Source organism: Flavobacterium sp., assembly GCF_044341265.1.
Lineage (GTDB): Bacteria > Bacteroidota > Bacteroidia > Flavobacteriales > Flavobacteriaceae > Flavobacterium.
This window is the reverse complement of sequence record NZ_JBIISA010000018.1, coordinates 1-25,845: the sequence shown is the minus strand read 5'-3', so window position 1 is coordinate 25,845 and position 25,845 is coordinate 1. Positions and strand designations below refer to the sequence as shown.

The following is a 25,845-nucleotide window of genomic DNA, read 5'->3' as shown; positions in this document are numbered from 1 at the left end:
TTTTTAGGGGTAAAATTAATAAATTCCAATTTTTTAAATTCCAAACACCAATCTTACTATATTTAATTTTGGAATTTGGAATTTGGAATTTGAAATTTTATAATGTTATCTTTGTAAAAAACAATTATATGTTAGTTTGGATAATTTTTATTGCTTCAATTTTATTTTTCTTAGCATTAGATTTAGGTGTTTTCAATAAAACGCCTCATATCATATCTTCAAAAGAAGCTGGGAAATGGACTGGTATTTTTGTAACCATCTCTTTTCTTTTTTCAGGAGTGGTTTATTGGATTTACCAAAATGGTTATATTGATAATCCGACAAAACTTACACCCAATTTAGCTGTAATGAAGTACATTACAGGTTATTTAATTGAGCTTTCTTTAAGTGTTGATAATATATTTGTAATTGCAGTAATCTTTGCATCGTTTAAAATTCCACAAAAATATCAGCATCGCGTTTTGTTTTGGGGAATTCTTGGCGCCATCATTTTTAGAGGTTTGATGATTTATTTTGGTGTTTTACTTATCAATAAATTCAGTTGGATGACTTATGTTTTTGGCGCTTTTTTAATATTTACAGCAGCCAAAATGTTATTCAAAGGTGAAGATGACGAATTCAATCCGAAGAAATCATTTATTTTTAGAAACATGCGAAAAATAATTCCGGTGACAATGCACATAGAAGGACAGAAATTTTTCATCAAGAAAAGAAACATCACTTTTGCAACACCTTTATTTGTAGCTCTTATCGTAATTGAATTAATGGATGTATTATTTGCTATGGATAGCGTACCTGCTATTTTAGCCATTACTTCCGATCCGTTTTTAGTATTTAGTTCTAATATTTTTGCCATTCTTGGATTGCGTTCTATGTATTTTTTCCTAGCCAATATGTTAGAAAAATTCAGCTACTTAGAATACAGTTTGATTGCCATTTTGACTTTTGTTGGAATTAAAATGTTGATTATTCACCATTACAAATTTCCAGAATGGGTTTCTTTAGGATTTATTGCATTGGCTTTACTTGGAGGGATTTTGGTTTCATTATCAAAAGCTAAGGACGAAGAAAAAGAGGCATAAAAAAAGAGGCTGTAATTACTTACAACCTCTATCCAAACAAACAAACTATAGACTAACCAAATCTATTTTATTTTAATACTTTTACTTTAGAGTCATCGATATTATATGCTTTTATAACTGCATTGTAATCGTTTAAGTCAACTGTATTAGAAGCGCTTTTTCCAAAAAATCCAGGAATAATTACTATTCTAAATACTTGATTTATTCTGAAGTTATTTGAAACTGTTCCTAAATCATTTCCGTGCATGAACAATTCAATATCATTTTGTGTGAAATTAAAATCGTAACCAAAATCTAATGTTCCGTCATTAAAGAAATAGGTTTCTGGAAGCATTTTCCAAACATCAGGTCCAGATGTACTTGTCAATCTATACATTAAAATCATATCAGAACTGTAAGTAGTGTGTGGTAAAACAATGAAATTGTAAAAATTATTTGAAGGCGTAAAAGAACGCGTAACTTCAAAAACTTCACTTATAGTATCATTATCAACTGGCGTATCTCTTACCTCGTTAACGGTACAACTGTTTAGACTTATCATCCCGATAAATGCTAATAATAAAGTAATTTTTCTCATGATTTCTATTTTTTATGATTAATGATATTTAACCTTATTCAATTGTTGTGCCAAAAATTTCTTTTTATAAAAAATTGTACCTTTGAAGGATGAAAAATGAAAACAAACTTTACATGATAATGCTCGGCTGTAGACCAGAAGGACGCTACACAGAGCAGCACGATATTTTTTTTGGAATTGGAACATCATTAAAAGAATTAATTCCAAATATGAAGGCTTTTTGGCCAGAAGCAAAAGGTAGAATTCACATTGATGCTTGGAGAGAAGTTACCAATGTGGATAATTTTCAAATAGAAATTCTTCCAAAAGGAAAAGCAATCGCTTCTTCTGATAATTTATTTTTTATCAATCTTGGTGGTTATAAAGAAAATGAATTTGAAGAATATCATTATAAAGTTCTTGCAGTTGGCGAAACATTAGCAGAAGCTTCCAAAAAAGCAAAAGCAACTACTTTTTACAAACATTGCACTTTTAAAGGAGCGACTTCTCACATTGATGATAAATTCGGAATTGATATTGATGATGCCTTTAATGTAAAAGAAATATTGGCTCCAATTTTTAAGGATAACTTTGATATTTCAATCTCTAAAAAAGAAGAAGGTTCATCAGAAGATGTTTTGCATATTGGCTATTTAAAAATTGATAAAATTGTTTAATTATGAGCAGAAATACAGATAAAAACATCAAAGCGCATAACGACAAACTCCATAAGGCGCAAGACAAAGCCAAAGCAAAAAAGGCAGCACGTGAAGAAAAGCTAAAAGCAATGGTTCGAAAATTTAACGAGCAAAAAGAATAATTTTCTATGAAGAATTGTTATTGTGGAAGTTCTGAGACTTTTGAAAATTGTTGTGAAATTTATATCAAAGAAATTCAAAAACCTGCAACGGCTGAAGTATTAATGCGCTCAAGATATTCTGCTTTTGCAACTGGTGAAGCTGATTATTTAGTTGCTACAACTCATTCAAGTACAAGAAAATTTCATAAAAAATCTGATATTTTAGCTTGGAGCAAAAGCAACCAATGGATAAAACTCGAGGTAATAGCAAGTACAGAAACTACAGTAACTTTTAAAGCTTACTATCTGGATTACCAATTGAAAGCTCAAATTCATCATGAACATTCAACATTTACTTTTGAAAATGGAACTTGGTTTTATGTTGATGGAACCTATCAATAAAAAAACCGAAGACAAAAGCTTCGGTTTAGTATTTATTCCTCTGTTGGTTCTTTCGGACTACCTTCTTCTGGAGCATCCTCTTCGTCTTTTGGCCCAAATAAATACATCGCACCTCCAATTACTACTAAGCCAATTTTAATTGCCCAAGCTACATTATCACCCCAATTATATATCCACATTAACAATCTTGGCACTCTGTCCAAATAATTCATAACTATTGCTGCAATACCAAGCAATGCCAGAAAACCTCAGAAATGTTTCATTGATTATAGTTTTTTTTGGTTAATAGGCACACAATATATTAATTTTTATAATTATTTACCACTTTTTTTCTAATTAAACAATGATTTTGGTTTCAAATCAATCATTATTTGAGTTATAACTTTGTATATATAAAAATATAAAAGAGATTACTATGAACAAAAATGAAATTATTAAAAGCATCATCAACGAGCAAAACGTTGTTATAAGTACTATAGAGAATTCTATTTCAAGATATAAAAACGCTTCCGATATTGACGAAAATGATAGTATCGATCCTGAAGATTTTTCTCATCAAGATGAAGCTAAAGAAATGCAATTACGCTATGAGCAAATTCTAGTTCAAGCCAAAAACAATTTAGATTTTTTAGAAACCTATAAAAATAAAGAAACAACTAAAATTGAATTGGGAAGCTTGATAGAAACTGAAGATTTGTACATTTTTATTGGAATCTCACTTCAACAATTTAAGTTGAATGGCAAAAATGTAATTGCAATTTCCGAAGAAGCACCTATTTATAACTCAATTAAAGAAAAAACAATTGGAGAAAAAATAACAATTGGAACAATTGAAAATACCATTATATCAATTTCTTAATTTAATTGGAATCCAAATTTCTTCTTCAGAATTTGGGTCGTTATTTTTATATTTTTCACCTAAAACCTCAAACTGTGGATGATTGCCTAATTCATAATCAGAATTAGGCAACCATTCTTTATAAATTGAGTTGAAAAATGCAGCAACATTGCTTTGATCACCTTTATAATTAAAAACGGCATATAAACCTTCTTGAACTTCCAAGGTTTCCATTCCATCTGGAATAAAATCAAATGTTGAAACAGCTACTGCTGCCCATTTTACAAAAGGCGTATTGGGTTGAAAATCGAAATTCTCAGGATTGATTTGAATATTATATAATTCAGAACCGATTGTATTTTGAATTTCTTTTCGTCGTGGCATAAAACTGCTCCATAATTCAAAAACACGATAATCCGCGTAGGTAAACGAAAGGTTTTTACCTATGAATTTTGTGGTTGGGAAGGTTTTTATGGTTGGAGTCATTACTCAGTAAATTTTTTAACTCTCCAATTTATTGGATTTTAAAAGATGATATTTCGGATAAAAAGGTTTATTCTTTAATTATTTTTCTAATAGCAGTTCCTTGAGATGTTTTTATCTTTAGGAAATATAACCCACTTGAAAAACCAGACAAATCGGCTTTATTATTAATTAATTCACCTAAAACATTATAAATTTCAACAGATTGAACATCAACTTGACCATTTATTACAATTTGACCATTGGTTGGATTAGGGTAAACTTTAATTTCATTCTCCCAATTAAAATATGAAGTCATTAATGTTGAAAACGGATAACAATCAGAAACATTTATGCAACCATTTGTGGTTAATTGGACTGCATAATTCCCATCTTGAGTTGGTGTAAATACTTGACTTGTAGCACCACTGATAGGAGTATTATTGTTATTACAATCAATCCATTGATAGGCTGTTCCAGCAAGCGTTCTATCAGCTGTTAAATTGGTACTATTTACTGTTACATTCGTTGTAAATGCATTTTGGCTATCAGTAATTACTACTGGAATTGTAAATGTATCTACTTGATCAGGATTGCAAAATAGATTTGTAACTGTTAATGTCACTTGTTTAGTACCAGGACAAGAAAAATTATGAACAGGATTTTCTTGTGAACTTGTAGGTGAACCATCACCAAAATTCCAACTTAAAGTATCATAATTAATACTACTATTAAAAAAAGATATTGATGCATTATTTGTTGTCGGATTAAAATCGGCTGTTATTGGTGCAGGAACAAAAAGTGCAGTAGGCTGTAAACAACGTTGGATATCAAAATAAGTAACTGAATTTGGAACCCATTGATTTGCTACTATTGTTCCTGTTGCTTGAAGGACAGCTATTTTATAAGCTGGATCAAACCATTCGTAGGAAACAGTAGTTTGTTCTACAACTTGCGGACCAGCTTGAGTTGTAATTGTGATTTGTTGAACTAAAGTAGATTTGATTTTTAAAACATTATTATAGGTTCCAAAAGGCGTTGTTAATGTACCCCAACCTTCAACTACATTTGAACGAGTACCATTAATTCCTAGTTGAATTGGAATTCCAAAACTATTTAAATTAACATTCAATGCAATTGGATTGCTATAGGAATCGTTATAATTCATAGGAAACTGATATAAAACATCAGGACTTTGATAAGATGCAACAAATGGAATTGTAGTTCCATTTAAAGTAATTTGAGCTCCAATCATTTTATTAGCTAACTGACTAGTTGTTTTATTCAAATGATCAATCACATTTGCAAAACCTAAACCTTGAAATTGTAATCCGTTGGTAAGTTTGGTAGCCAAATTAAAATTATTATTAAATTGAGAATTACAATTAAACAAATATCCATTTAATAAACACCATATATTTTTATATCCAGCAGTATTGGGATTTTGCCAAATAAGTGGTTCTTGACTAGCAGGAATTAATGCTGAATAATCCCAATTACTATTTGTACCTGTTTGAACATAATCTAAGGTTAATCCTGCTGGAGTAGATGTACTGACCATTAATTGATCACCAGCATTAGCAAAATTTGTAGATGTATAGGTAGTTTGACTAAATCCTATTTGATTAAAAATAAAAATAAATAAAATAAAAGTACTTTTTTTCATGTTGTTTGTTTTGCTCAAAATTAATTTATTATCTAGTTTTTAACAAATTATATGAAAAAAAATTATTTCACCTATTTTTAAAAAACAAATTAAACAAAATATAATAAAAAAATGGCTACTAAATTCAATTACGAATTAATAGCCAATTTTTTATTAAGATTTGTATGAGTCGCTTACATATTGCGTCTATATTGTCCACCAACTTCAAACAACGCACTTGTGATTTGTCCTAACGAACAAACTTTTGTGGCATCCATTAATTTTTCAAAAATGTTTTGGTTGTTGATGGCTGCATCTTGAATGATATTGATTTGTTCTGCAACTTTTTCACCACTTGTTTTATGAAGATTGTTCAACATATCGATTTGATATTGTTTTTCTTCTTCAGTAGCACGAATTACTTCTGCCGGAATTACCGTAGGCGAACCTTTAGAACTCAAGAACGTATTTACTCCGATAATTGGGAATTCACCTGTGTGTTTTAAAGTTTCGTAGTACAAACTTTCTTCTTGAATTTTAGAACGTTGGTACATAGTTTCCATTGCACCTAAAACACCTCCACGTTCCGTGATTCGGTCAAATTCTTGTAAAACGGCATCTTCCACTAAATCGGTTAACTCTTCAATAATAAACGAACCCTGAATTGGATTTTCGTTTTTCGCTAAACCTAATTCTTTATTAATAATCAACTGAATTGCCATTGCTCTACGAACTGATTCTTCGGTTGGTGTAGTAATCGCTTCGTCATATGCATTTGTATGTAACGAATTACAGTTATCATAAATCGCATACAATGCTTGTAACGTTGTACGAATATCATTAAAATCAATTTCTTGTGCGTGTAAAGAACGTCCAGAAGTTTGAATATGGTATTTCAACATTTGGGCCCTTTCGTTGGCTCCATATTTGTTTTTCATGGCTTTCGCCCAAATTTTACGAGCAACTCGACCGATTACAGCATATTCTGGATCAATTCCGTTTGAGAAGAAGAATGATAAGTTTGGTCCGAAATCGTTGATATTCATTCCACGACTTAAATAATATTCCACGTAAGTGAAACCATTTGCTAATGTAAATGCCAATTGTGAAATCGGATTCGCACCAGCTTCAGCAATATGATACCCAGAAATAGAAACCGAGTAGAAATTACGAACATTTTGTTTGATAAAATATTCTTGAACGTCACCCATCAATCGTAATGCAAATTCTGTTGAGAAAATACAAGTATTTTGTGCCTGATCTTCTTTCAAAATATCGGCTTGAACTGTTCCACGAACTTGAGCTAAAGTTTTAATTTTAATATCATTATAAACATCCAAAGGCAAAACTTGGTCTCCTGTTACACCCAAAAGCATCAAACCTAAACCATTATTTCCTTCTGGTAAAGCACCTTGGTATTTTGGTCTAGCTGTTCCTTTTTTCTTATAAATTTCGTTAATTCTTTCTTCAACTTCTGTTTGAAGATTATTTTCGATAATGTATTTTTCACAATTTTGGTCAATAGCAGCATTCATAAAAAACCCTAACAACATTGGAGCCGGACCATTGATTGTCATCGAAACCGAAGTTAATGGATGACTTAAATCGAAACCAGAATATAATTTTTTAGCATCATCCAAACAACAGATTGAAACTCCAGCATTTCCGATTTTTCCATAAATATCTGGACGAACGTGTGGGTCATTTCCGTATAAAGTTACCGAATCGAAAGCTGTTGAAAGACGTTTTGCAGGCAATCCAGCAGAAACATAATGGAAACGTTTGTTGGTTCTTTCTGGTCCACCTTCACCGGCAAACATTCTTGACGGATCTTCTCCTTCACGTTTGAATGGATATAAACCTGAAGCAAAAGGAAATTCTCCTGGAACATTCTCTTGCAAATTCCATTTTAAAATATCACCCCAAGCTTGGTATTTTGGTAATGAGATTTTTGGAATTTGAGAATGCGATAAACTTTCGCTATGTGTTTTAATTTCAATGACTTTATCACGAACTTTAAAACTATAAATTGGGTTTTTGTATTTGTTTACTTTTTCATCCCAAGTCAAAATGATTTCCCAATTGTATGGATCAAGATTCATTTTTACTCGATCAAATTCTTTTACTAAAAGATTTAAAAACTCATTTCTACTTTCATCTTTTGAATGTAAAATAGTTTCTTCGATTCCTGCTTTTGTTAAGTTTGGCTTGCTTCCGAAAACAGTTTCTATCGTTTTATAAATTCCATATAATTTTTGAGCTACTTCAACTTGAGTTAAAGCAGTTTCATCGTATTTTCTATTGTTTTCAGCAATCTCCGATAAATATCTAGTTCTATGTGGAGGAATTACGAAAATTTTCTCACTCATTTCACGAGTAATTTGGAACGTAGATTTTAAATCAGCTCCTGTTTTTTCTACAATTTTATCCATAATAGATTTGTAGAGTGTATTCATTCCAGGATCGTTGAATTGTGAAGCAATTGTTCCGAAAATTGGCATCGTTTCTACATCAGCATCCCACAAATTATGATTGCGTTGGTATTGTTTTTTTACATCTCGAATGGCATCTAAAGCGCCACGTTTGTCAAATTTATTCAACGCTACTAAATCAGCAAAATCTAACATATCGATTTTTTCCAATTGTGTAGCTGCTCCAAATTCTGGTGTCATTACGTAAAGTGAAACATCGGAATGATCCATAATTTCAGTATCCGATTGTCCAATTCCAGAAGTTTCTAGAATGATAATATCGTATTTAGCTGCTTTTAAAACTTCGATTGCCTCGTTCACATATTTAGACAAAGCCAAATTCGATTGACGAGTTGCCAACGAACGCATGTAAACTCTAGAATTATTGATGGCATTCATACGAATTCTATCTCCTAAAAGCGCGCCGCCAGTTTTACGTTTTGATGGATCAACAGAAATCAATCCGATAGTTTTTGTTGGAAAATCAATTAAAAATCTTCTAACTAATTCGTCAACCAACGATGATTTTCCAGCTCCACCAGTTCCTGTGATTCCTAAAACCGGAATTTTATTCGTTTCATTTTTCTTATGAATTTCATCAAAAGCTGCTTTTGCAATTTCTGGGAAATTCTCAGCTGCAGAAATTAATCTTGCAATTGCCGTTGGATTTTTATCCTCAATATGAGCTAATTCGCCATTTAATTTATCCCCAATTGGATAATCAGAACGTTGTACTAAATCGTTAATCATTCCTTGTAAACCCATGGCACGACCGTCATCTGGAGAATAAATTCTTTCGATTCCATATTCGTGCAATTCAGAAATTTCAGAAGGAAGGATTACGCCACCACCACCACCAAAAATCTTGATGTGTCCTGCTCCTTTTTCTTTAAGCAAATCGAACATGTATTTAAAATATTCGTTGTGACCACCTTGATAAGAAGTCATTGCAATGGCATTAGCATCTTCTTGAATAGCTGTATTTACAACTTCTTCAACACTTCTGTCATGACCAAGATGAATTACCTCCACACCGGTAGCTTGGATAATTCTTCTCATGATATTAATTGCTGCATCGTGACCATCAAAAAGTGATGCTGCAGTTACAATTCTTACTTTATTTTTAGGAATATAAGGAGTTTGTGGTTCCATTTGTAATTTTTATTCAAATTTAGGAGTGCAATTTACGAATTTAATAATTTTTATACGATTTTATTACCAAGAAAAAAAACAACTCATTTTTGTATCATTTTGACTACAAATTTTTAAGCAATTAACTGATTTACAAACTAAAAAAATATTTTAAAAATAGGATTAAGCTGATTTTAAAATAAATAAACATTTGAGGCACTATATTTGTAAACCTATATGAGAAAATAAAACACCATGAGAAAAACAATTTTACTTTTATTAGCTGGATTAACCTTATCTAGTTGTGCAGAAATGCAACAAATAGCCAATCAACTACCTGGCGTCTTGGAACAAGGAAATGTAGATATTGCAGGCGGATTGAAAGAAGCGTTAAACAATGGAATCAATAAACAAGTAACTAAACTTACTGCTGTAGATGGATTTTATAAAAACGAAATGGTCAAAATTTTGTTACCAGAAGAATTACAAAAAGTAGATGCAGGATTAAGAAAAATTGGTTTAGGAAAATTGGCCGATGATGGTTTGAGAGCAATAAATAGAACTGCAGAAGATGCTGTAAAACAAGCCACTCCAATATTTGTAGATGCCATAAAAGGAATAACTTTTACAGATGCTAAAAACATTTTGATGGGAAATGAAAGTGCAGCCACAACTTACTTACAAAGTTCAACTTCAACAGCTTTGTATGCTAAATTTAATCCTGTGATTAAAAATTCATTTGCTAAAGTTGGAGCTGACAAAGTTTGGGCTAATATTATTACCAAATACAATTCCATTCCATTAGTTAAAAAAGTAAATCCTGATTTAACTGACTATACAACAAACAAAGCTATGGAAGGTGTTTTTAAAATGATCTCAGTGGAAGAAAAGAATATCAGAACAGATTTAAACTCTAGAACCTCTGATTTATTGAAAAAAGTTTTTGCTTTGCAGGATAATAAATAATAATTGCTATTATTTTAATAATCAATAACATAAGTATAACATTATCTTAACATACTCATTAAGAATTAAGTAAGATATTTGCAGAGTAATAAATGAGGATTTATTATTTTGTTTGGTTTAGGTTAGTTAAAAAGATTGCCAGTGTTTGTGAAAGCATTGGCATTTTTTTTGTCCTAAAGTCGCAAAGTTAGTTTTAGTTCTTTTGAATAAATGCGATAACTTTATTGTTAAAGATAGTTGATTGCTCGACATTTACAACGTGGCCACATTTTTCAATTACAAATAACTTAGAAGATTTATAATGCTTTTCGACTACTTTTCTTACTGATGGTAAAAACATATAATCTTCTTCACCCATAACATAAAAAGTTGGAATATTGAGCTCTTGCTGGCGAAACCATTTCAAAACTGGATTGATTTCGGCTGTGAGTTTGAACCATCTTATGAATTCTTTTTGGTATAACTTTTTGGCTTCGTTTATAAATAGTAATCGAGATTGTTTGTGGTTTTTATTAGGCATTATGACAAACGCAAAAAACTTATATAGAACCAAATAAGGCAAGACATATTTAAAGATGTTTCCTAATCGCATTAATATTTGAGAACGGAAATTCATTTTTAAGATTGCTCCTCCCATGATCATGCTTTTCACTCTATTGGGATGCATTTCTGCGAGTTGTCGAATTACAATTGTTCCTAATGAAATTCCGACAAAATGGGATGCTTTAATTTGTAAATGATCTAATACTTCTAAAACATCGTTTGCTATTGACTTGAAAGTATATTTTTGTTTAAATGCTTTTTTTATTTGAGAATTTGAATCGCCATGACCTCTTAAATCTAACAACAACACATTAAAATGCTTTTGAAATTCTCTAATTTGCTTAAACCAAATGGAAGAGCTTCCTCCTGCGCCGTGCACAAAAGTTACCCATTGGTTAGAATTTTCGTTTTTATATAGTGTGTAGGAAATCAAAAGTTTACTTTTTGGCAAAAATACTATTATTGTTTGATTCTATCGTGTTATTTGAGCATTATTGACCCTTTAGTATAGTTTTTATAAAGGTAAAGAATTTTATTTTATTAAAAATTACATTTAGATTTGTTGCTCATCTATAAATACCAAATCGTGCGTACAACTACTTTATTATTTTTTATTATCGTTGTCTTTGTAAACAGTTCAAAAGCACAAACAATATCCGATAATTTTCAAGGAAATGGCACTATAACAACATGGTTTGGTGATAACTGTGGAATGAACAATAGTTTTACCAATCCTTTTCAAACTGGAATAAATACTTCTACAAAAGTACTACAATACTCAGATACAGGCGGACAATATGCAAATGTGCGATTTGATACAGCGTCAAATTTTAACTTAACTGCAAACCATACATTCTCGTTAAAGATATATGTCCCTTCATCTGGTATAACTGGAAATCAAACCAATCAAATCTCATTAAAACTTCAAAATGGTTTGTTGGCAGAGCCCTGGAGCACACAATGTGAAATTATAAAACCAATTGTATTAAACCAATGGCAGGTGGTAACTTTCAATTTTGCAACAGATAACTATATAAATTTAAATGGTGGCTCACCCAATCCACTATACAGATCTGATTTCAATAGAGTCGTGATTCAAGTTAACGGAGAAAACAACACTAATCAAGTTGTTGCATATATTGATGATTTTCTTTATTCATTTACCAACACACCTGTTTTTAATAATTTAGTTTGGTCTGATGAATTTAATGGAAATGGAGTTGTAAACGCAAACAACTGGTTTTTACAAACACAATTACCTGCTGGAGGAAATTGGTATAACGGCGAATTACAGCATTATACTAACAGACAAGTGAATTCTTTCGTAAATAATGGCATGTTAAATATTGTTGCCAAAAGAGAAACTTTTACAGATCAAGGACAAACTAAACAATTTACATCGGCTCGATTAAATTCAAAATTTGCTTTTAAACATGGACGCGTTGAAGTGCGAGCCAAAATGCCCATCGGTTCTGGCACTTGGCCTGCTATATGGATGTTAGGTAAAAACATTATTGAACCTGGCTCATTCTGGACTAGTACCCATGGCACAGTCAATTGGCCTGCTTGCGGAGAAATAGACATTATGGAACACTGGGGTTCTAACCAAAATTATGTGCAAAGTGCAATGCATACTCCGTCTAGCTTTGGAAATACTATAAATAAAGGTGGTCGAACAATAAATACTGTTTCAAGTGAATTTCATGTTTATACCTTAGAGTGGACTGCTGAACGAATGATTTTTAGTGTTGATGATATTGTACATTACATCTATAATCCAGCAGTAAAAAATGCTAATACATGGCCATTTAATGAGCAACAATATTTTTTATTAAATATTGCGATTGAACCTGGTGTAGCTGCTAATTTTACCCAGAGCTCGATGGAAGTAGACTATATAAGAGTATATCAAGAAAATCTTTTATCAACACCAGATCAAAATAATTTAAATGATTTGATTGTTTATCCAAATCCTGTAACAGCTAATTTAACTATACAAATAACCAATGACCTGATTGGTACAAAAGCTAAAATTTATTCCATTTTGGGACAAGAAGTTGGTTCTATTTCTTTAAATGAAATTAAAAATTCTATTGATGTAGCTCATTTTCAAAATGGAATTTACTTTATAAAATTAGAAAATGAAACTGGTATAAAAACATTTAAATTTGTTAAGAACTAAATGTATCTAAAATTATTTCCATTTCTTTCTGAATTTTTAAAGCTTCCATTCTCGATTGCTCAGCAAATTCTGTTGTATTGGATGCGTAAATTATGGCTCTTGACGAGTTAATAAGTAACCCAACATTATCACTCATTCCATATTTACAAACATCTTGTAAATTTCCACCTTGAGCACCAACTCCAGGAACTAAAAGAAAACTACTTGGAATTATTTTTCTTATTTCGGTGAAATATTCAGCTTTGGTTGCTCCTACTACATACATTAGATTTTCGGAGTTTTTCCATCCTTTAGAAGTTTCTAAAACTTGCTTATATAACTCTTTTCCATTAGTTTCTAATGTCTGAAAATCAAAAGCACCTTCATTGGATGTTAATGCCAACATTATAGTATGTTTATTTTCAAAAGCCAAAAATGGTTCCACTGAATCTTTTCCCATATATGGTGCAACCGTAACGGAATCAAAATTCAAATCTTCAAAAAAAGCTTTGGCATACATTGATGAAGTATTTCCTATATCACCACGTTTTGCATCTGCAATTGTGAAAATTTCTGGATACTTTTCGTTTATATAATTAATGGTTTTTTGCAATGATTGCCAACCTTTTATTCCGTATGCTTCATAAAAAGCTGTATTTGGTTTATAAGAAACACATAAATCATGTGTCGCATCAATTATGGCTTTGTTGAATTCAAAAATTGGATCTTCAACTTCAAGTAAATGTTGCGGAATTTTGGTTAAATCAACATCTAAACCAATACATAGAAAGGATTTTTTTAGTTGAATTTGTTCGATTAGTTGCTGTGTTGTCATCGTAGTTGTTTGATTGCAAAGTTCGCAAAGTTTTTTGCAAAGTTCGCTATGTGTTAAAAAAAAAGCTAAACATAAATTGTTCAGCCTCTTTTTTCTTTATTCTATTCTCTATTTTCTTTGATTAAAAAACCTCAGATTCTTTAAGTTTCTCCATGTTGTTAACCAATTGCAATTCGTCAACAAATTTTTGAATTTTACCATTCATAACGCCATCCATATCGAAAACGTCTAAACCAATTCTGTGATCGGTTACACGACCTTGAGAGTAGTTATAAGTTCTAATTTTTGCCGAACGGTCACCAGAACTTACTTGAGATGAACGTTTAGTTGCATCTTCGGCTTGTTTTTTGGCTAATTCTTGTTCATATAAACGTGATCGTAAAACCTCTAAAGCTTTATCTTTATTCTTATGTTGTGATTTTTGATCTTGACATTGAGCCACTAATCCTGTTGGAATGTGTGTTAAACGAACCGCAGATTTAGTAGTATTTACCGATTGTCCACCTGGTCCAGAAGAACAGAAAAAGTCCACACGAACTTCATTCATATCAATTTGAACATCAAATTCTTCAGCTTCAGGTAAAACCATTACTGTTGCAGCTGATGTATGCACACGACCTTGAGTTTCTGTTTGAGGAACACGTTGCACACGATGAACGCCAGCTTCAAATTTTAAAGTACCGTAAACATCTTCACCTGTAACTTCAAAAATAATCTCTTTAAAACCACCTGAAGTTCCTTCGTTCATATCAACCACAGAAGTTCTCCAACCACGTGTTTCACAATATTTAGTGTACATTCTGAATAAATCTCCTGCAAAAATAGAAGCCTCATCACCACCAGTTCCAGCACGAATCTCAACCATTACATTTTTTGCATCTTCAGCATCTTTAGGAATCAACATAAACTTGATTTCTTCTTCTAGTTGAGGAAGACGTTCTTTAGCTTCGTCCAATTGCATTTTAGCCATTTCAACCATTTCTGCATCTGAACCATCGGCTATAATTTCGTTGGCTTCTTCTATATTTCCTGTAATATTTATCAATTCTTCGCGCTTTTCCATCAAATCTTTAAGTCCTTTATACTCTTGATTTAATTGCACATAACGCTTTTGATCCGAAATAACATCAGGTTGAATAATCAAATCTGAAATTTCATCGAAACGCTGTTTTACATATTGAAGTCTTTCTAACATTGTAATCTGTATTTTGGAGTGCAAAAGTAGTAAAAAAAGTGTTCAGTTGGCAGTGTTCAGTTGGCAGTTTTTTTATAATATTGTATAAATTATTATTTTAAATGAAAAAAACACTTCTAATCACGCTACTTTCAATTATCTTGATGACATCTTGTAAAAAAGAATCTCAAATTGAAGTTTTTGGAATTAAAACAAAAAAAGAATTCAATCAACTTAAAAAAGCTAATTGGTTTATTGGTAATTGGGAGAACATTTCAAAGGAAGCTACCTTTAAGGAAATTTGGAAAACGGAAAATGATAGCACATTTGTTGGAGAAAGTTTTGTGATTGTAGAAAAAGACACTGTTTTCTATGAAAAAATAGATTTATTTGAATCAAACGATTCCTTGTTTTACAAAGTTTCTGTCAAAGATCAAAATAAGGAAAAGCCAGTTTCATTTTATTTGACAAAATCTGACGATAAAGAGTTAACTTTCGAAAATCCAAAGCATGATTTTCCTACCAAAATTGTTTATACAAAAATCACAAATGATAGTTTAGTTGCTGTTATTTATGGTAAAAAAGACGGCAAGGAAATGAAAGAAACTTTTCCAATGAAAAAAACTAAATAAAAGAACATGAATAAATTATCTATATCACTACTTACAATTCTATTACTATCTATTGTTTCTTGTAACAAATATGACGCTAATGGAAATATTATAAAAGACTACGAAGAGCTTGAAAAAGCCAATTGGATATTGGGAGAATGGGAGAAAAAAGATAGTCTAGGAACACTTAGAGAAATTTGGGAGCGATTAGATGACAGCACATTTGTTGGTTTGTCTTATTACATTCAAAATGAAAAAGACACATTGCACAACGAACAAGTTGAACTAATGCAAAATGGTGAACATTTATTTTATACAACTACAATTAAAGGAGAAAACAACGACTCACCTATTCCATTTCAAATGACTAAAGACGAAGATAGCTTATTGGTTTTTGAAAATCCGAAACATGAATATCCTCAAAAAATTCAGTATAAACTTATGAAAAATGGAAGTTTAATAACAACCATATCCGGAAAACAAAACGGAAAAAACAGTGCTGAAGATTATCCTATGAATAAGGTAAAATAGTTAATTACCTATTTCAAATCTTTTAAAACTTGCTTAATGGCAAGTTTTTTTTATCTCTATTTTTAAACAAATCAATGATTTAAATTTGTTGAAATGTTAATTATTTATATTTAGTCTAAATAAGTTTTGTAAATTGATTTTACGTATTTATATTTGCACCGTTAAAACAATATTATTTTTAATTATTCTAAATAAATGTACAAATATAAATTATTTCCAATCCTATCACTTTTGATTTGCTCCATAAGTTTCTCTCAAGAAGCCGAAACATTTGATGATTTTTATGCAGAAAATGATACTATAAAAAAGAGAAAAGGTGAAATTCTTAGAGAGGTTATTATTTCAAACAAACATCAAAAAACACCTTCTGTTGTTCGCTCTAACATCAAACCTTTAGATTTACCTCAAAGCTTTCAGGTAATTGGTAGCACTATAATTGAACAACAACAATCCATAAGATTAAGTGATGTAATAAAGAATGCTAACGGTGTTTATGTTGGTTCGGCTCGTGGTGGTGCTCAGGAATCATTTTTCTCTAGAGGATATGATATGTCTGCCAATAATATTTTTAAAAATGGTTTCCGATTAAATAGTGGTTCAATGCCTGAAGTTTCTTCTCTTGAAAAAGTTGAAATTTTGAAAGGAAGCGCTGCCTTGTTATTTGGAAATGTTGCTCCTGGTGGCATCTTAAATATGGTAACAAAGGCACCTTCTTTTACCAAAGGTGGAGAAATAGCCATGCAAGCAGGAAGCTATAATTTTTACAAACCTTCTTTAGATTTTTATGGTCCTCTAAATAAAAGTATAGCTTATCGCATTAATGGTTCTTACGAAAATTCAGAAAGTTTTAGAGATATTGTAAAGAAAGAACGTTTCTACATTAATCCTTCTTTGTTATTTGCAGTAAATAAAAAAACGGAAATTCTCATTCAAGGTGACTATTTACATGATGATTGGACTCCAGATTTCGGTACCGTTATTATTGGTAAAAAAATAATTGATTTGCCTCGAGATTTATTTTTGGGAGCAACTTGGTCAACTGGGCAGACGAAACAAACTACAGTTTCTGCATTAGTTAAACACGAATTTAATTCTAATTGGAAAATAAATTTCAATAGTTCATTTCAAGATTATACAAGAACTTTTAAAGGAACTGAGCGTATTCAACCAGCTGCAAATGGTGATTGGAATCGACCTTTGGGACAAAATAGAAACGAAGAAGCCATTGCCTCAGAACAATTGAGTTTACAGGGAAATTTCTCAACTGGAAAAATTAAACATCAATTACTTACTGGTGTAGATTATGAAAACTCATTTGCACAAGCCTACACATATGTTTTTAATCCAACTACGTATGGAAGTGGAAACATTTACGACTTTGAAAATTTCAATCAAGGTACAGGAATTCCAGAAAGCACTAACACACGAATTGTAAAAACAACCACAAATAGATTTGGAGTTTATATACAAGATTTAATTTCAATTACAGAAAAATTTAAAATTTTGGCAGGTCTTCGTTGGTCTTGGCAAGAATCGCAACCTGTAACACATAATTTAGCTGTAAATCCGAATGTAACTACAAATGGTGTAAAACAAAAAGACGTAGCTTTTTCTCCAAAAATTGGTTTGGTATTCCAACCGACAAAGAATACTTCATTATTTGCTAGTTACTCCGATTCATTTACTCCAAATACCGGAACAACAGTTTCAGGTGATGTTTTAGATCCGTCAATCATTGCTCAATATGAAGTAGGAGTTAAAAATGATTTTTGGAAAGGATTACTGAGTTTGAATGTAACTTTGTATCAAATAACAAACGACAATTTAGCTCAAACAGCAGAATTCAAAGCCGATGGTTCAACTAATACTGACACAACTGTAAAAGTTTTGAGTGGCGAAACCAAGAGCAAAGGAATTGAAGTTGACATTACAGCAAGACCAATTGAAGGTTTAAATATCAACGCTGGTTACAGTTACAATGATATGCGATATACCAAAACATCTGGAACAAATGGAAGTTTTATTGTTGGCGATAGATTAGTAAGAACTCCAGCAAACACAGCTAATTTAAGTTTTTTCTATACCTTACCAAACGGAAAACTAAAAGGATTGTCTTTTGGAGCCATTGGAAATTACATTGGAAAACGTGTTGGAGGTTGGAACAATCAAGTAGTTGTAAACCCAACAACATTTGCAACTAGTATTAATGACAGAGAAATTACGCTTAATGATTATACAACAATTGATTTTTCTATTGGTTATGATTGGAAAAAGTTCTCATTATTGTGCAAATTATCAAATATTACCAACGAATTGAATTACACGGTTCACGAAAATTATAGCGTTAATCCTATTGCGCCAAGACAAGTACTAACATCATTACGATACAAATTTTAAAATCATGATTTCACCTTTAAAAGCTAGAAACTTACACCGCGATTTGGGTTATTTTTACATTGGATTGATTATTTCCTTTGCCTTTTCAGGAATATTGATGAACCACAGAGAACATTGGCATCCTGAAAAATATACGGTTCAAACAAAAACTATTTCTGTAAACATTCCAAAAGATATGGATATCACAGAAAAGTATGCCGAAGAACTTGGCAAACAACTTGGCATCGATGATAAAATTAGACGTCACAAAGTGAAAGAGGACGAATTGAAAATATCCTTCGAGAAAAATGATGTTGAAATTGATTTGAAAACTGGCAAAGGTGAAATTGTAACATTCATGAAAACACCTATCATTAGCCAAACCATGAAATTACATAAAAGCACTTCTAATTGGTGGATTTATTACAGTGATATTTTTGGATTATCATTAATAACTATAGCACTAACTGGTGCCATCATGATTCCTGCAGGAAAGTTTACTTTCAAAAAACGTGGCTGGAAACTAGCACTAGCCGGATTAATAGTACCGTTATTGATATTGATTTTTGTTTAAGGTTGTAAAGCTCCGATTTAGATTGGAGCTTTTTTTGGTATATTTGGGAAGATTAATTATGACAAAAAAAAATGTTAAACAATTTCTAAATTGAAAAATTTAAAATTACTGATTGATAAAAATAAAATTTTTACATTAATAATAAGTGGATTTTTATTCGCATACATACTATTTCGATCATATCATCAAGACAATATTTTTCAGATATTTATTTATCCTATTATTGGCGGAATTGGTCTTTATACACTTTACAAAGGAATTTTTGATGATATTGAGAGTTACAAGAAAACGAAAAAATTAAAGAGTTATTCCATAACAATTATTGGTATTATTTTAGTTTTTCTAAATCTCGGAATAGTATCTTACTACGAAATAAAACTAAATTCTAAAACGTTATTTAAAGTAGAAAATCATGGTGTCTATGCTGATTTCAAAAAAAATGGAGAATACATAATTAAAAGTGGAAGTTGGGCAAGTAGAAAACACTTTTATGGAAAATATTCTATAAAAGATAGTTTAATTACAATTGACAGGAAAAAGTTTGATGATGTTCTGATAACAGATAAATTCGTAATTAGAAACATCTCAAATGCTTTCGGTGAAAATGATAACGGAAAAACAAAAAAATATCTAATTCAAATTGATGAAAATAATAGAGAAATAAAAAATAGATTGTTAGGTTTTGATAAATCTAAAAATGAAATTTATGACAGCTACTTTTTCGAAGTTATTGAAGATAACAGAAAATAAAAATTAATTATTCAATATAAAAATGCTACCAAAACCAAAAACTATCCTTCTTCTACTCTCAATAGTATTCCTACTATTACTAATTCCATTCATTGCGATGCAATTCACTAATGAAGTCAATTGGTCGGTTATGGATTTTGTTATGGCTGGAATATTACTTTTTGGAACGAGTTTGGTAATTGAATTTGTACTTCGTAAAGTAAAAAGTACAAAGCATCGAATACTCATTTCCGGAATTATTTTACTTTTGCTTTTCTTGCTTTGGGCAGAACTTGCTGTTGGCATTTTTGGTAGTCCAATAGCTGGAAATTAATTGTATTTTATGAATAAATTTCTTTTTACTTTTCTTAGCTTTTTAGTTTTTTATATTTCTTTTGGTCAAAATAAAAATATAAAAGTAACTTATTTCTATCCTAAAGATTCTTTACAATTCAATCACCAATTTGAAGAACTAGAATATAATTACGAATTCAAAACTTTTGGTAAAACAACCATGATTGTACATTGCGAAAGTGCTTATGGTACTTTTGATTTTATTTTTAAGAAACAAATTTTGAAACTTTCAAGAATTCTCGATTATGAAAAAACAAGTGTTTCTGAAGTATTTGATTTTAAAACTAAAAGTTGGAAACTAACGGAAGATTCTAATCCATATCCAACCACAAATACCGAAGTTGTTGATTCAATCAATTTTAGTGAGCATAACTTATATGCTCTAATTGTAGCTCACGATCATGGTGGAATTGTTCAAAAAGCCAAATTTCAAGATTTTGGAAATGTAGTGTATTGGCCTGAATTTGATTATCCAAATTGCTCCATTTCAGATGAAAATAAAGACGGAATTCCTGAATTTTATTTGTCTTATTTTGGAAATAGCGATGGTTTAGACGCCAAACCTTACAAACAAATTGTGTACACTTTCAACAATAAAAACATCGAAAAAAGCAAAGCAACCTCTTATTATCCAGCAGGAAATGAAGGTGATAATTATCATATTGAAAATGATGAAAATTGGAAAAAACTTCCCATTTCTATCAAAAATAAAAGTCAAAAACTAATTAAAAATCATAAACTAATTTATGAAACGCAGTAGTTAACTCATTTTAATTTCTGTAATTTTTAAAAGCATAAATCCAAATCATTCGTGATAATCGAATATTGAAAAAACTCAAGGCGAGAATTACGAATCCAATGATGAATAAAATTCTGAAATCGAAAATTTTATCAAAAAACCGCGATGCCACAAAAAAGGTAATCAAAGCTTGACCAACAGTAATGGCATAATTAACGAACATTGCTCCAAAAAAATAACCTGGCTCTTTTTCGAATTTATAATTACAATGACTGCAATGCGTATTCATTTTCGGAAATCCTACACTAAAAAAGAAGCTTTTATCGGCAAAAACTTTTCCTTTATAACAATTTGGACATTCATTTTTGAAGATGTGCGATATGGTAGATAACATGTTTTGAAATTTTCTACAAAGTTAAGTGATATTTGTTTGAAAAACATTTTGTAAATTCGCTATTACTACTACAAAAAGGACATTTTATAAAATGAACAAACTTCCAATATACGGAATTTCAAATTTTAATTACAATACTGTAAATAGTGAACTGTATGTAAATTCATTTAAAAACCATCTAAAAGATCATAGTTTTATTGAAAAACCACACCGTCACAATTTTTACTTACTAGTATTATTTACACATGGAAGTGGTATTCATGAAATTGATTTTGATCGATATGAAATAAATAGAGGAAGTCTTTTTATGTTACAACCTGGACAAATTCACAGTTGGAAATTATCTGATGATATTGATGGATACATTGTTTTTTATTCGCAAGAAATCTATAATTTACATTTTGGAAATAATAAAATTGAAGATTATTCTTTTTATCAATCAGTGAAATCTAATCCTGAATTAATTTATAATGAAGAAGAACTAAAAGAAATTGAAGTTTATTTTCATTTGATGAAAAAGGAAAGCGAATCGGTTAAATCTAAACAAAAAGAGGCGATTTTAAATTTATTAGATATCATAAACATAGAAATTTCGAGAAAATATTCACCTGAAAACAATCACAAAACACCAATCTACAATCATAAAATAAATCAGTTTGAAAAATTAATTGATTTGCATTTTAAATCCGAAAAATCGCCATCGTTTTACGCTTCTAAAATGAGTATTACATTGAAACACTTGAATAGAATTTGCAAAACAATTTTGAATAAAACAGCAACCGAACTAATCACAGAACGAGTAATTCTCGAAGCCAAAAGACTATTAATCAATCAAAATAAATCGATAAGTCAAATTGCAGACGAATTGAATTATGAGAACTACTCCTATTTTGCAAAACTCTTCAAAAAAGAAACTGGAAATTCTCCGAGTGAATTTAGAAATAAATTGTAAAAAAAAAGACTTTCGTTTTACAGAAAGTCTTTTATATAAAATTAAAAAAATAGAATTAAACAATTTTTACTGGTTTTTTATTTTCGTCAATTGCAACAAAAGTGAATTCGCCAGTTATAGCTTTTTCTCTTATTTCAGAATACATTTCTTCAATAAAAATATCCACTCTAATTTTTAAACTGGTTGACCCTACATAAGTCACTTTACCTATTAATTCTATAATTGTTCCATGCGGAATTGGTCTTTTAAAATCAATTCGATCACTACTTACAGTTACCATTTTTTGTCTGCTAAAGCGCGTTGCTGTAATAAAAGCAACTTCGTCCATGTATAGCATTGCGGTACCACCAAAAAGAGTATCATAGTGATTTGTAGTATTTGGAAAAACTGCTTTAAAAACTCTAGTAACAGAATTTTCTACTTTACTTTCTCTTAAATCATTCATTTTATTTACTTTACAGGAATATTCGCTAAAATTTCTAAGAAAAATTTCCAAAACTTTTGTGAAGAAGAAATACTAGCTCTCTCATCTGGAGAATGTGCTCCGTGAATCGTTGGTCCAAACGAAATCATGTCCATTCCTGGATAATTGGTTCCTAAAATTCCACATTCTAAACCTGCATGACAAGCTACAACTTTTGGTTTATCGCCGTTTTGTTTTTCATAAATAGAAGTTAGAACATCTAATATTTCCGATTTCGGATTTGGTGTCCAACCTGGATAACTTCCTGCAAAATCAACTTCGCAACCAAATAATTCGTATGCCGAACGCAATGCATTTGCTAAATCAAATTTAGAACTTTCAACAGACGAACGCGTTAAATTCTGAATAGAAATCTCACCATCTTTAACAATAACTCTTGCAATATTATTAGAAGTTTCTACCAAATCTTCCATGTCTGGACTCATTCGGTAAACGCCATTATGAGCTGCATAAATAGAACGAAGCAAACCTTCTTGAACTCCTAAATCCATCACTTTAGCAGGTAAATCTGACTTTACAATTTCGATAGTCAAATTAGGTTCCATTACTTTAAACTCGGCTTTAATATCACCTATAACTTCTTGCATATCAAACACAAAAGCTTCGTCATACATAGCCGCAACAATCACTTTAGCAACACTTTCTCTCGGAATAGCATTACGCAAACTTCCACCAGAAATTTCAGCAATTTGAAGTCCGAAATTCTCAAAACCGTCAAATAAAAGTCGGTTCATGATTTTGTTAGCATTACCCAAACCTTTGTGAATATCCATTCCTGAATGTCCGCCATTCAAACCTTTTACAGTGATTGTGTAACCTACAGAACCTTCTGGAGTTTCTTCTTCATTATAACTTCTAGTTGCTGTAACATCAACGCCACCAGCACAACCAATGTCAATTTCGTCGTCTTCTTCAGTATCTAAATTTAAAAGAATTTCTCCTTTTAAAATGCCACCTTTTAGGTTTAAAGCTCCAGTCATTCCGGTTTCTTCATCAATGGTAAAAAGTGCGTCAATAGCAGGATGCGGAATGTCTTTACTTTCTAAAACTGCCATAATTGCGGCAACTCCAAGTCCGTTATCAGCACCAAGTGTTGTTCCTTTTGCTTTTACCCAATCTCCATCAACGAACATGTCAATTCCTTGCGTCAAGAAATCGAAATTGGTGTCGTTATTTTTTTGGTGTACCATATCCAAATGTCCTTGTAAGACAATGGTTTTGCGGTTTTCCATTCCAGGAGTTGCAGGTTTACGGATGATTACATTACGGATTTCATCTTCAAAAGTTTCTAATCCTAAACTGGTTCCGAAGTTTTTCATAAACTCAATTACGCGCTCTTCTTTTTTAGATGGACGTGGTACTGCGTTTAAATCGGCAAACTTGTTCCAAAGTGCTTTTGGTTCAAGGTTTCTAATTTCTTGGCTCATTTTTATGTTTGTTTTGACACGAATTTCACGAATTTTCACGAATTAATTAAATGCGGAAATTTCACGAAATTACAGATTGCATTATTTTATATTAAAACACAAAGTTACAAAGTTTAATTTCTTTGCGAATTGATTTGTGATTATATTTACATTTCTAATTTTACTAATGAAAAGAAAATTCATTCTACCAATATTTTTACTATTTCAGATTCTATTTCTGAAAGTGATTGCCTTTTTTCCTGAAACTGTTGAACGTATCTATAGCAATGGCTTGTATGTTTATATTTCGAGAATTTCTAGAACTATTTTAGGCAAAATTCCTTTTTCTGTTGGAGATGTAATTTATGGACTATTGATTATTTATTTACTGATTCAACTTTGGAAAACGAGAAAATCGTGGCGATTGCATTGGAAAAATAATCTATTGAAAATTACCAATGTTTTATCTGTGGCTTATTTTTTGTTTCATTTTTTATGGGGTTTTAATTATTATAGAGTTCCGTTGTTTGAAAAAATGAGTATTAAACGCGAATATTCTGATGAAGATTTGTTTCTTTTTACAGAGAAATTAATTGCAAAAACCAATGAAATTCATTTTAAAATTACGAATAATAAAAACCTGAAAGTAAGTGTTCCCTATTCGCAAGATTCTATTTTCAAAATGACTCAAAATGGCTATGATAATTTGGAAAATCAATATACTTTTTTCAAATATGAAACTCCGAGTAGAAAGAAATCGTTGTTTAGTTTGCAGTTGACGTATATGGGTTTTGGAGGTTATTTGAATCCGTTTACAAATGAAGCTCAAGTGAATGATAAAATTCCGATGATTGGTTTTCCGATGACAATTAATCACGAAATGGCACATCAAATGGGTTTTGCAAGTGAAAGCGAATGTAACTTTATAGGATTTTTAGCAAGTGTAAAAAACGACGATTTGTATTTTCAATATTCGGCTTATCAATATGCTTTGCGTTATTGTTTAAATAACATTGGAATGAAAAGTGAATCTAAATTTGAGTATTACAAAAACAAAATCAATCCTGGAATTATTGAAAACTACAAAGAAAGTGAAGCGTTTTGGAAAAGTTATGACACTATAATTGACAAAGGATTTCACGCTTTTTACGATCAATTTTTAAAAATGAATCAGCAAAAAGATGGTTTGGAAAGTTATAGTAAATATGTGGATTTGTTGATTAATTATTACAAAGAAAAAGAATTAAAATAAATTTTAAAATATGAAAACATCATCAAAAAAAAATATTAATATAGAAATTGAACGTTATCAACAAAATAATTATGCAATTTCGGAAATAATCCTTTTCTTAAAAAATGACGGTTTTAACGAAGATGAAATAAAAAGTAATTTAAAATTATATCATAAAAAAGACAATGACATATCTAATAGTTTTGCAAATTACATCCTAACAATTTTCTCTTTATCATTATTTATTATTTTCTCTGTAAGTAGTATTTTCACACAACAAAAAATAATTAACAAACTGATATTTTTTATAATCTCTATTGTATTAATTTTAAATATTTACAACTATTATAAAAATAAAATAATATCAAAATTAATTACAAGTATTGTTCTAGTTATTAG

28 protein-coding genes are annotated in these 25,845 nt (G+C 30.7%); 17 read left to right on the top strand and 11 right to left on the bottom strand.

The window, feature by feature from the left end; translation table 11 throughout:
• Nucleotides 1-128 precede the first annotated feature (128 nt).
• Nucleotides 129-1,082, top strand: a complete 954-nt coding sequence (locus tag ACIQ06_RS09930; protein ID WP_396145921.1) for a TerC family protein — start codon at nucleotides 129-131, stop codon at nucleotides 1,080-1,082.
• A 67-nt stretch (nucleotides 1,083-1,149) separates the two neighbouring features.
• On the opposite strand, the gene ACIQ06_RS09925 is transcribed toward ACIQ06_RS09930, so the two are convergent.
• Nucleotides 1,150-1,659 carry a hypothetical protein gene (locus tag ACIQ06_RS09925; protein WP_298307603.1) on the bottom strand — a complete coding sequence of 170 codons (510 nt, stop codon included), beginning with the start codon at nucleotides 1,657-1,659 and terminating at the stop codon, nucleotides 1,150-1,152.
• 89 nt (nucleotides 1,660-1,748) lie between these two features.
• On the opposite strand from ACIQ06_RS09925, the gene ACIQ06_RS09920 reads away from it, so the two are divergent.
• From ACIQ06_RS09920 to ACIQ06_RS09910, 3 genes are read left to right on the top strand one after another with little or no spacing between them, the layout of a single operon-like run.
• Nucleotides 1,749-2,315: a DUF1543 domain-containing protein gene (locus ACIQ06_RS09920; protein WP_396145918.1), complete on the top strand. Its 567-nt coding sequence runs from the start codon at nucleotides 1,749-1,751 to the stop codon at nucleotides 2,313-2,315.
• Between the two features lie 2 nt (nucleotides 2,316-2,317).
• Nucleotides 2,318-2,458: a hypothetical protein gene (locus ACIQ06_RS09915; RefSeq protein ID WP_298307608.1), complete on the top strand. Its 141-nt coding sequence runs from the start codon at nucleotides 2,318-2,320 to the stop codon at nucleotides 2,456-2,458.
• A 6-nt stretch (nucleotides 2,459-2,464) separates the two neighbouring features.
• Complete coding sequence (locus ACIQ06_RS09910; protein ID WP_396145916.1) at nucleotides 2,465-2,839, top strand: YchJ family protein; 375 nt, start codon at nucleotides 2,465-2,467, stop codon at nucleotides 2,837-2,839.
• Nucleotides 2,840-2,871: 32 nt separating this feature from the next.
• On the opposite strand, the gene ACIQ06_RS09905 is transcribed toward ACIQ06_RS09910, so the two are convergent.
• Nucleotides 2,872-3,051, bottom strand: coding sequence for a hypothetical protein (locus ACIQ06_RS09905; RefSeq protein WP_396145914.1), 180 nt, complete (start codon nucleotides 3,049-3,051; stop codon nucleotides 2,872-2,874).
• Nucleotides 3,052-3,254: 203 nt separating this feature from the next.
• Between ACIQ06_RS09905 and ACIQ06_RS09900 the strand changes: the two genes are divergently transcribed.
• Nucleotides 3,255-3,698, top strand: a complete 444-nt coding sequence (locus ACIQ06_RS09900) for a hypothetical protein (protein ID WP_396145912.1) — start codon at nucleotides 3,255-3,257, stop codon at nucleotides 3,696-3,698.
• Here ACIQ06_RS09900 and ACIQ06_RS09895 read toward each other — a convergent pair.
• From ACIQ06_RS09895 to ACIQ06_RS09885, 3 genes are all read right to left on the bottom strand, one after another.
• Nucleotides 3,687-4,163, bottom strand: a complete 477-nt coding sequence (locus tag ACIQ06_RS09895) for a GyrI-like domain-containing protein (protein WP_396145910.1) — start codon at nucleotides 4,161-4,163, stop codon at nucleotides 3,687-3,689. The two genes, ACIQ06_RS09900 and ACIQ06_RS09895, sit on opposite strands and share 12 nt — an antisense overlap.
• 67 nt (nucleotides 4,164-4,230) lie before the next feature.
• Entirely contained in the window at nucleotides 4,231-5,805 is a 1,575-nt protein-coding gene (locus ACIQ06_RS09890; RefSeq protein ID WP_396145908.1) for a T9SS type A sorting domain-containing protein, read from the bottom strand.
• 173 nt (nucleotides 5,806-5,978) lie between these two features.
• Complete coding sequence (locus ACIQ06_RS09885; RefSeq protein WP_396145906.1) at nucleotides 5,979-9,407, bottom strand: methylmalonyl-CoA mutase family protein; 3,429 nt, start codon at nucleotides 9,405-9,407, stop codon at nucleotides 5,979-5,981.
• A gap of 234 nt (nucleotides 9,408-9,641) precedes the next feature.
• Between ACIQ06_RS09885 and ACIQ06_RS09880 the strand changes: the two genes are divergently transcribed.
• Nucleotides 9,642-10,352: a DUF4197 domain-containing protein gene (locus ACIQ06_RS09880; RefSeq protein WP_396145904.1), complete on the top strand. Its 711-nt coding sequence runs from the start codon at nucleotides 9,642-9,644 to the stop codon at nucleotides 10,350-10,352.
• Between the two features lie 193 nt (nucleotides 10,353-10,545).
• Here the strand turns inward: ACIQ06_RS09880 and ACIQ06_RS09875 are convergent, their stop codons facing one another.
• Nucleotides 10,546-11,328 carry an alpha/beta fold hydrolase gene (locus ACIQ06_RS09875; protein WP_396145902.1) on the bottom strand — a complete coding sequence of 261 codons (783 nt, stop codon included), beginning with the start codon at nucleotides 11,326-11,328 and terminating at the stop codon, nucleotides 10,546-10,548.
• Nucleotides 11,329-11,481: 153 nt separating this feature from the next.
• Between ACIQ06_RS09875 and ACIQ06_RS09870 the strand changes: the two genes are divergently transcribed.
• Entirely contained in the window at nucleotides 11,482-13,077 is a 1,596-nt protein-coding gene (locus ACIQ06_RS09870) for a family 16 glycosylhydrolase (RefSeq protein ID WP_396145900.1), read from the top strand.
• Here ACIQ06_RS09870 and pyrF read toward each other — a convergent pair.
• Together pyrF and prfA are read right to left on the bottom strand one after the other, a co-directional pair.
• Nucleotides 13,067-13,891, bottom strand: coding sequence for an orotidine-5'-phosphate decarboxylase (gene pyrF, locus ACIQ06_RS09865; RefSeq protein ID WP_396145898.1), 825 nt, complete (start codon nucleotides 13,889-13,891; stop codon nucleotides 13,067-13,069). The two genes, ACIQ06_RS09870 and pyrF, sit on opposite strands and share 11 nt — an antisense overlap.
• A 121-nt stretch (nucleotides 13,892-14,012) precedes the next feature.
• Nucleotides 14,013-15,086: a peptide chain release factor 1 gene (gene prfA / locus ACIQ06_RS09860; protein ID WP_396145896.1), complete on the bottom strand. Its 1,074-nt coding sequence runs from the start codon at nucleotides 15,084-15,086 to the stop codon at nucleotides 14,013-14,015.
• 101 nt (nucleotides 15,087-15,187) lie between these two features.
• On the opposite strand from prfA, the gene ACIQ06_RS09855 reads away from it, so the two are divergent.
• From ACIQ06_RS09855 to ACIQ06_RS09825, 7 genes are all read left to right on the top strand, one after another.
• Nucleotides 15,188-15,697 carry a DUF6265 family protein gene (locus tag ACIQ06_RS09855; protein ID WP_396145894.1) on the top strand — a complete coding sequence of 170 codons (510 nt, stop codon included), beginning with the start codon at nucleotides 15,188-15,190 and terminating at the stop codon, nucleotides 15,695-15,697.
• Between the two features lie 6 nt (nucleotides 15,698-15,703).
• Nucleotides 15,704-16,207, top strand: a complete 504-nt coding sequence (locus ACIQ06_RS09850) for a DUF6265 family protein (protein ID WP_396145892.1) — start codon at nucleotides 15,704-15,706, stop codon at nucleotides 16,205-16,207.
• A gap of 195 nt (nucleotides 16,208-16,402) precedes the next feature.
• A complete protein-coding gene (locus ACIQ06_RS09845) occupies nucleotides 16,403-18,604 on the top strand; it encodes a TonB-dependent siderophore receptor (protein WP_396145890.1) in 2,202 nt (733 codons plus the stop codon).
• A gap of 4 nt (nucleotides 18,605-18,608) precedes the next feature.
• Nucleotides 18,609-19,157 carry a PepSY-associated TM helix domain-containing protein gene (locus tag ACIQ06_RS09840; RefSeq protein ID WP_396145888.1) on the top strand — a complete coding sequence of 183 codons (549 nt, stop codon included), beginning with the start codon at nucleotides 18,609-18,611 and terminating at the stop codon, nucleotides 19,155-19,157.
• A 90-nt stretch (nucleotides 19,158-19,247) separates the two neighbouring features.
• Nucleotides 19,248-19,907, top strand: a complete 660-nt coding sequence (locus ACIQ06_RS09835; RefSeq protein ID WP_396145886.1) for a hypothetical protein — start codon at nucleotides 19,248-19,250, stop codon at nucleotides 19,905-19,907.
• 22 nt (nucleotides 19,908-19,929) lie between these two features.
• Complete coding sequence (locus ACIQ06_RS09830; RefSeq protein WP_396145884.1) at nucleotides 19,930-20,220, top strand: hypothetical protein; 291 nt, start codon at nucleotides 19,930-19,932, stop codon at nucleotides 20,218-20,220.
• Nucleotides 20,221-20,229: 9 nt separating this feature from the next.
• Nucleotides 20,230-21,000: a hypothetical protein gene (locus ACIQ06_RS09825; protein ID WP_396145883.1), complete on the top strand. Its 771-nt coding sequence runs from the start codon at nucleotides 20,230-20,232 to the stop codon at nucleotides 20,998-21,000.
• Nucleotides 21,001-21,010: 10 nt separating this feature from the next.
• Here the strand turns inward: ACIQ06_RS09825 and ACIQ06_RS09820 are convergent, their stop codons facing one another.
• The gene (locus ACIQ06_RS09820; RefSeq protein ID WP_396145881.1) at nucleotides 21,011-21,373 is read right to left on the bottom strand and encodes a DUF983 domain-containing protein; all 363 of its coding nucleotides are present in this window, start codon (nucleotides 21,371-21,373) and stop codon (nucleotides 21,011-21,013) included.
• Nucleotides 21,374-21,464: 91 nt separating this feature from the next.
• On the opposite strand from ACIQ06_RS09820, the gene ACIQ06_RS09815 reads away from it, so the two are divergent.
• Complete coding sequence (locus ACIQ06_RS09815) at nucleotides 21,465-22,325, top strand: helix-turn-helix domain-containing protein (protein ID WP_396145879.1); 861 nt, start codon at nucleotides 21,465-21,467, stop codon at nucleotides 22,323-22,325.
• Between the two features lie 55 nt (nucleotides 22,326-22,380).
• Here the strand turns inward: ACIQ06_RS09815 and ACIQ06_RS09810 are convergent, their stop codons facing one another.
• Together ACIQ06_RS09810 and ACIQ06_RS09805 are read right to left on the bottom strand one after the other, a co-directional pair.
• Entirely contained in the window at nucleotides 22,381-22,770 is a 390-nt protein-coding gene (locus ACIQ06_RS09810; protein WP_290835662.1) for an acyl-CoA thioesterase, read from the bottom strand.
• Between the two features lie 5 nt (nucleotides 22,771-22,775).
• A complete protein-coding gene (locus ACIQ06_RS09805) occupies nucleotides 22,776-24,236 on the bottom strand; it encodes an aminoacyl-histidine dipeptidase (RefSeq protein WP_396145877.1) in 1,461 nt (486 codons plus the stop codon).
• 166 nt (nucleotides 24,237-24,402) lie between these two features.
• Between ACIQ06_RS09805 and ACIQ06_RS09800 the strand changes: the two genes are divergently transcribed.
• Nucleotides 24,403-25,467 carry a DUF3810 domain-containing protein gene (locus ACIQ06_RS09800; RefSeq protein WP_396145875.1) on the top strand — a complete coding sequence of 355 codons (1,065 nt, stop codon included), beginning with the start codon at nucleotides 24,403-24,405 and terminating at the stop codon, nucleotides 25,465-25,467.
• 10 nt (nucleotides 25,468-25,477) lie between these two features.
• Nucleotides 25,478-25,845, top strand: a 368-nt coding sequence (locus ACIQ06_RS09795; protein ID WP_396145873.1) for a hypothetical protein, incomplete at its 3' end; no start/stop codon positions are given.

Excerpts from the sequence above, each read along its gene's own strand:
- ACIQ06_RS09850 (WP_396145892.1), top strand. The coding sequence starts at position 15,704 with ATGAATAAATTATCTATATCACTACTTACAATTCTATTACTATCTATT.
- ACIQ06_RS09825 (WP_396145883.1), top strand. The coding sequence starts at position 20,230 with ATGAATAAATTTCTTTTTACTTTTCTTAGCTTTTTAGTTTTTTATATT.
- ACIQ06_RS09805 (WP_396145877.1), bottom strand. The coding sequence starts at position 24,236 with ATGAGCCAAGAAATTAGAAACCTTGAACCAAAAGCACTTTGGAACAAG.
- prfA (WP_396145896.1), bottom strand. The coding sequence starts at position 15,086 with ATGTTAGAAAGACTTCAATATGTAAAACAGCGTTTCGATGAAATTTCA.
- ACIQ06_RS09910 (WP_396145916.1), top strand. The coding sequence starts at position 2,465 with ATGAAGAATTGTTATTGTGGAAGTTCTGAGACTTTTGAAAATTGTTGT.
- ACIQ06_RS09885 (WP_396145906.1), bottom strand. The coding sequence starts at position 9,407 with ATGGAACCACAAACTCCTTATATTCCTAAAAATAAAGTAAGAATTGTA.
- ACIQ06_RS09815 (WP_396145879.1), top strand. The coding sequence starts at position 21,465 with ATGAACAAACTTCCAATATACGGAATTTCAAATTTTAATTACAATACT.
- ACIQ06_RS09855 (WP_396145894.1), top strand. The coding sequence starts at position 15,188 with ATGAAAAAAACACTTCTAATCACGCTACTTTCAATTATCTTGATGACA.
- ACIQ06_RS09930 (WP_396145921.1), top strand. The coding sequence starts at position 129 with ATGTTAGTTTGGATAATTTTTATTGCTTCAATTTTATTTTTCTTAGCA.
- ACIQ06_RS09810 (WP_290835662.1), bottom strand. The coding sequence starts at position 22,770 with ATGAATGATTTAAGAGAAAGTAAAGTAGAAAATTCTGTTACTAGAGTT.
- ACIQ06_RS09845 (WP_396145890.1), top strand. The coding sequence starts at position 16,403 with ATGTACAAATATAAATTATTTCCAATCCTATCACTTTTGATTTGCTCC.
- ACIQ06_RS09900 (WP_396145912.1), top strand. The coding sequence starts at position 3,255 with ATGAACAAAAATGAAATTATTAAAAGCATCATCAACGAGCAAAACGTT.
- ACIQ06_RS09800 (WP_396145875.1), top strand. The coding sequence starts at position 24,403 with ATGAAAAGAAAATTCATTCTACCAATATTTTTACTATTTCAGATTCTA.
- ACIQ06_RS09920 (WP_396145918.1), top strand. The coding sequence starts at position 1,749 with ATGAAAAATGAAAACAAACTTTACATGATAATGCTCGGCTGTAGACCA.
- ACIQ06_RS09890 (WP_396145908.1), bottom strand. The coding sequence starts at position 5,805 with ATGAAAAAAAGTACTTTTATTTTATTTATTTTTATTTTTAATCAAATA.
- ACIQ06_RS09905 (WP_396145914.1), bottom strand. The coding sequence starts at position 3,051 with ATGAATTATTTGGACAGAGTGCCAAGATTGTTAATGTGGATATATAAT.
- ACIQ06_RS09915 (WP_298307608.1), top strand. The coding sequence starts at position 2,318 with ATGAGCAGAAATACAGATAAAAACATCAAAGCGCATAACGACAAACTC.
- ACIQ06_RS09895 (WP_396145910.1), bottom strand. The coding sequence starts at position 4,163 with ATGACTCCAACCATAAAAACCTTCCCAACCACAAAATTCATAGGTAAA.
- ACIQ06_RS09840 (WP_396145888.1), top strand. The coding sequence starts at position 18,609 with ATGATTTCACCTTTAAAAGCTAGAAACTTACACCGCGATTTGGGTTAT.
- pyrF (WP_396145898.1), bottom strand. The coding sequence starts at position 13,891 with ATGACAACACAGCAACTAATCGAACAAATTCAACTAAAAAAATCCTTT.
- ACIQ06_RS09880 (WP_396145904.1), top strand. The coding sequence starts at position 9,642 with ATGAGAAAAACAATTTTACTTTTATTAGCTGGATTAACCTTATCTAGT.
- ACIQ06_RS09925 (WP_298307603.1), bottom strand. The coding sequence starts at position 1,659 with ATGAGAAAAATTACTTTATTATTAGCATTTATCGGGATGATAAGTCTA.
- ACIQ06_RS09820 (WP_396145881.1), bottom strand. The coding sequence starts at position 21,373 with ATGTTATCTACCATATCGCACATCTTCAAAAATGAATGTCCAAATTGT.
- ACIQ06_RS09830 (WP_396145884.1), top strand. The coding sequence starts at position 19,930 with ATGCTACCAAAACCAAAAACTATCCTTCTTCTACTCTCAATAGTATTC.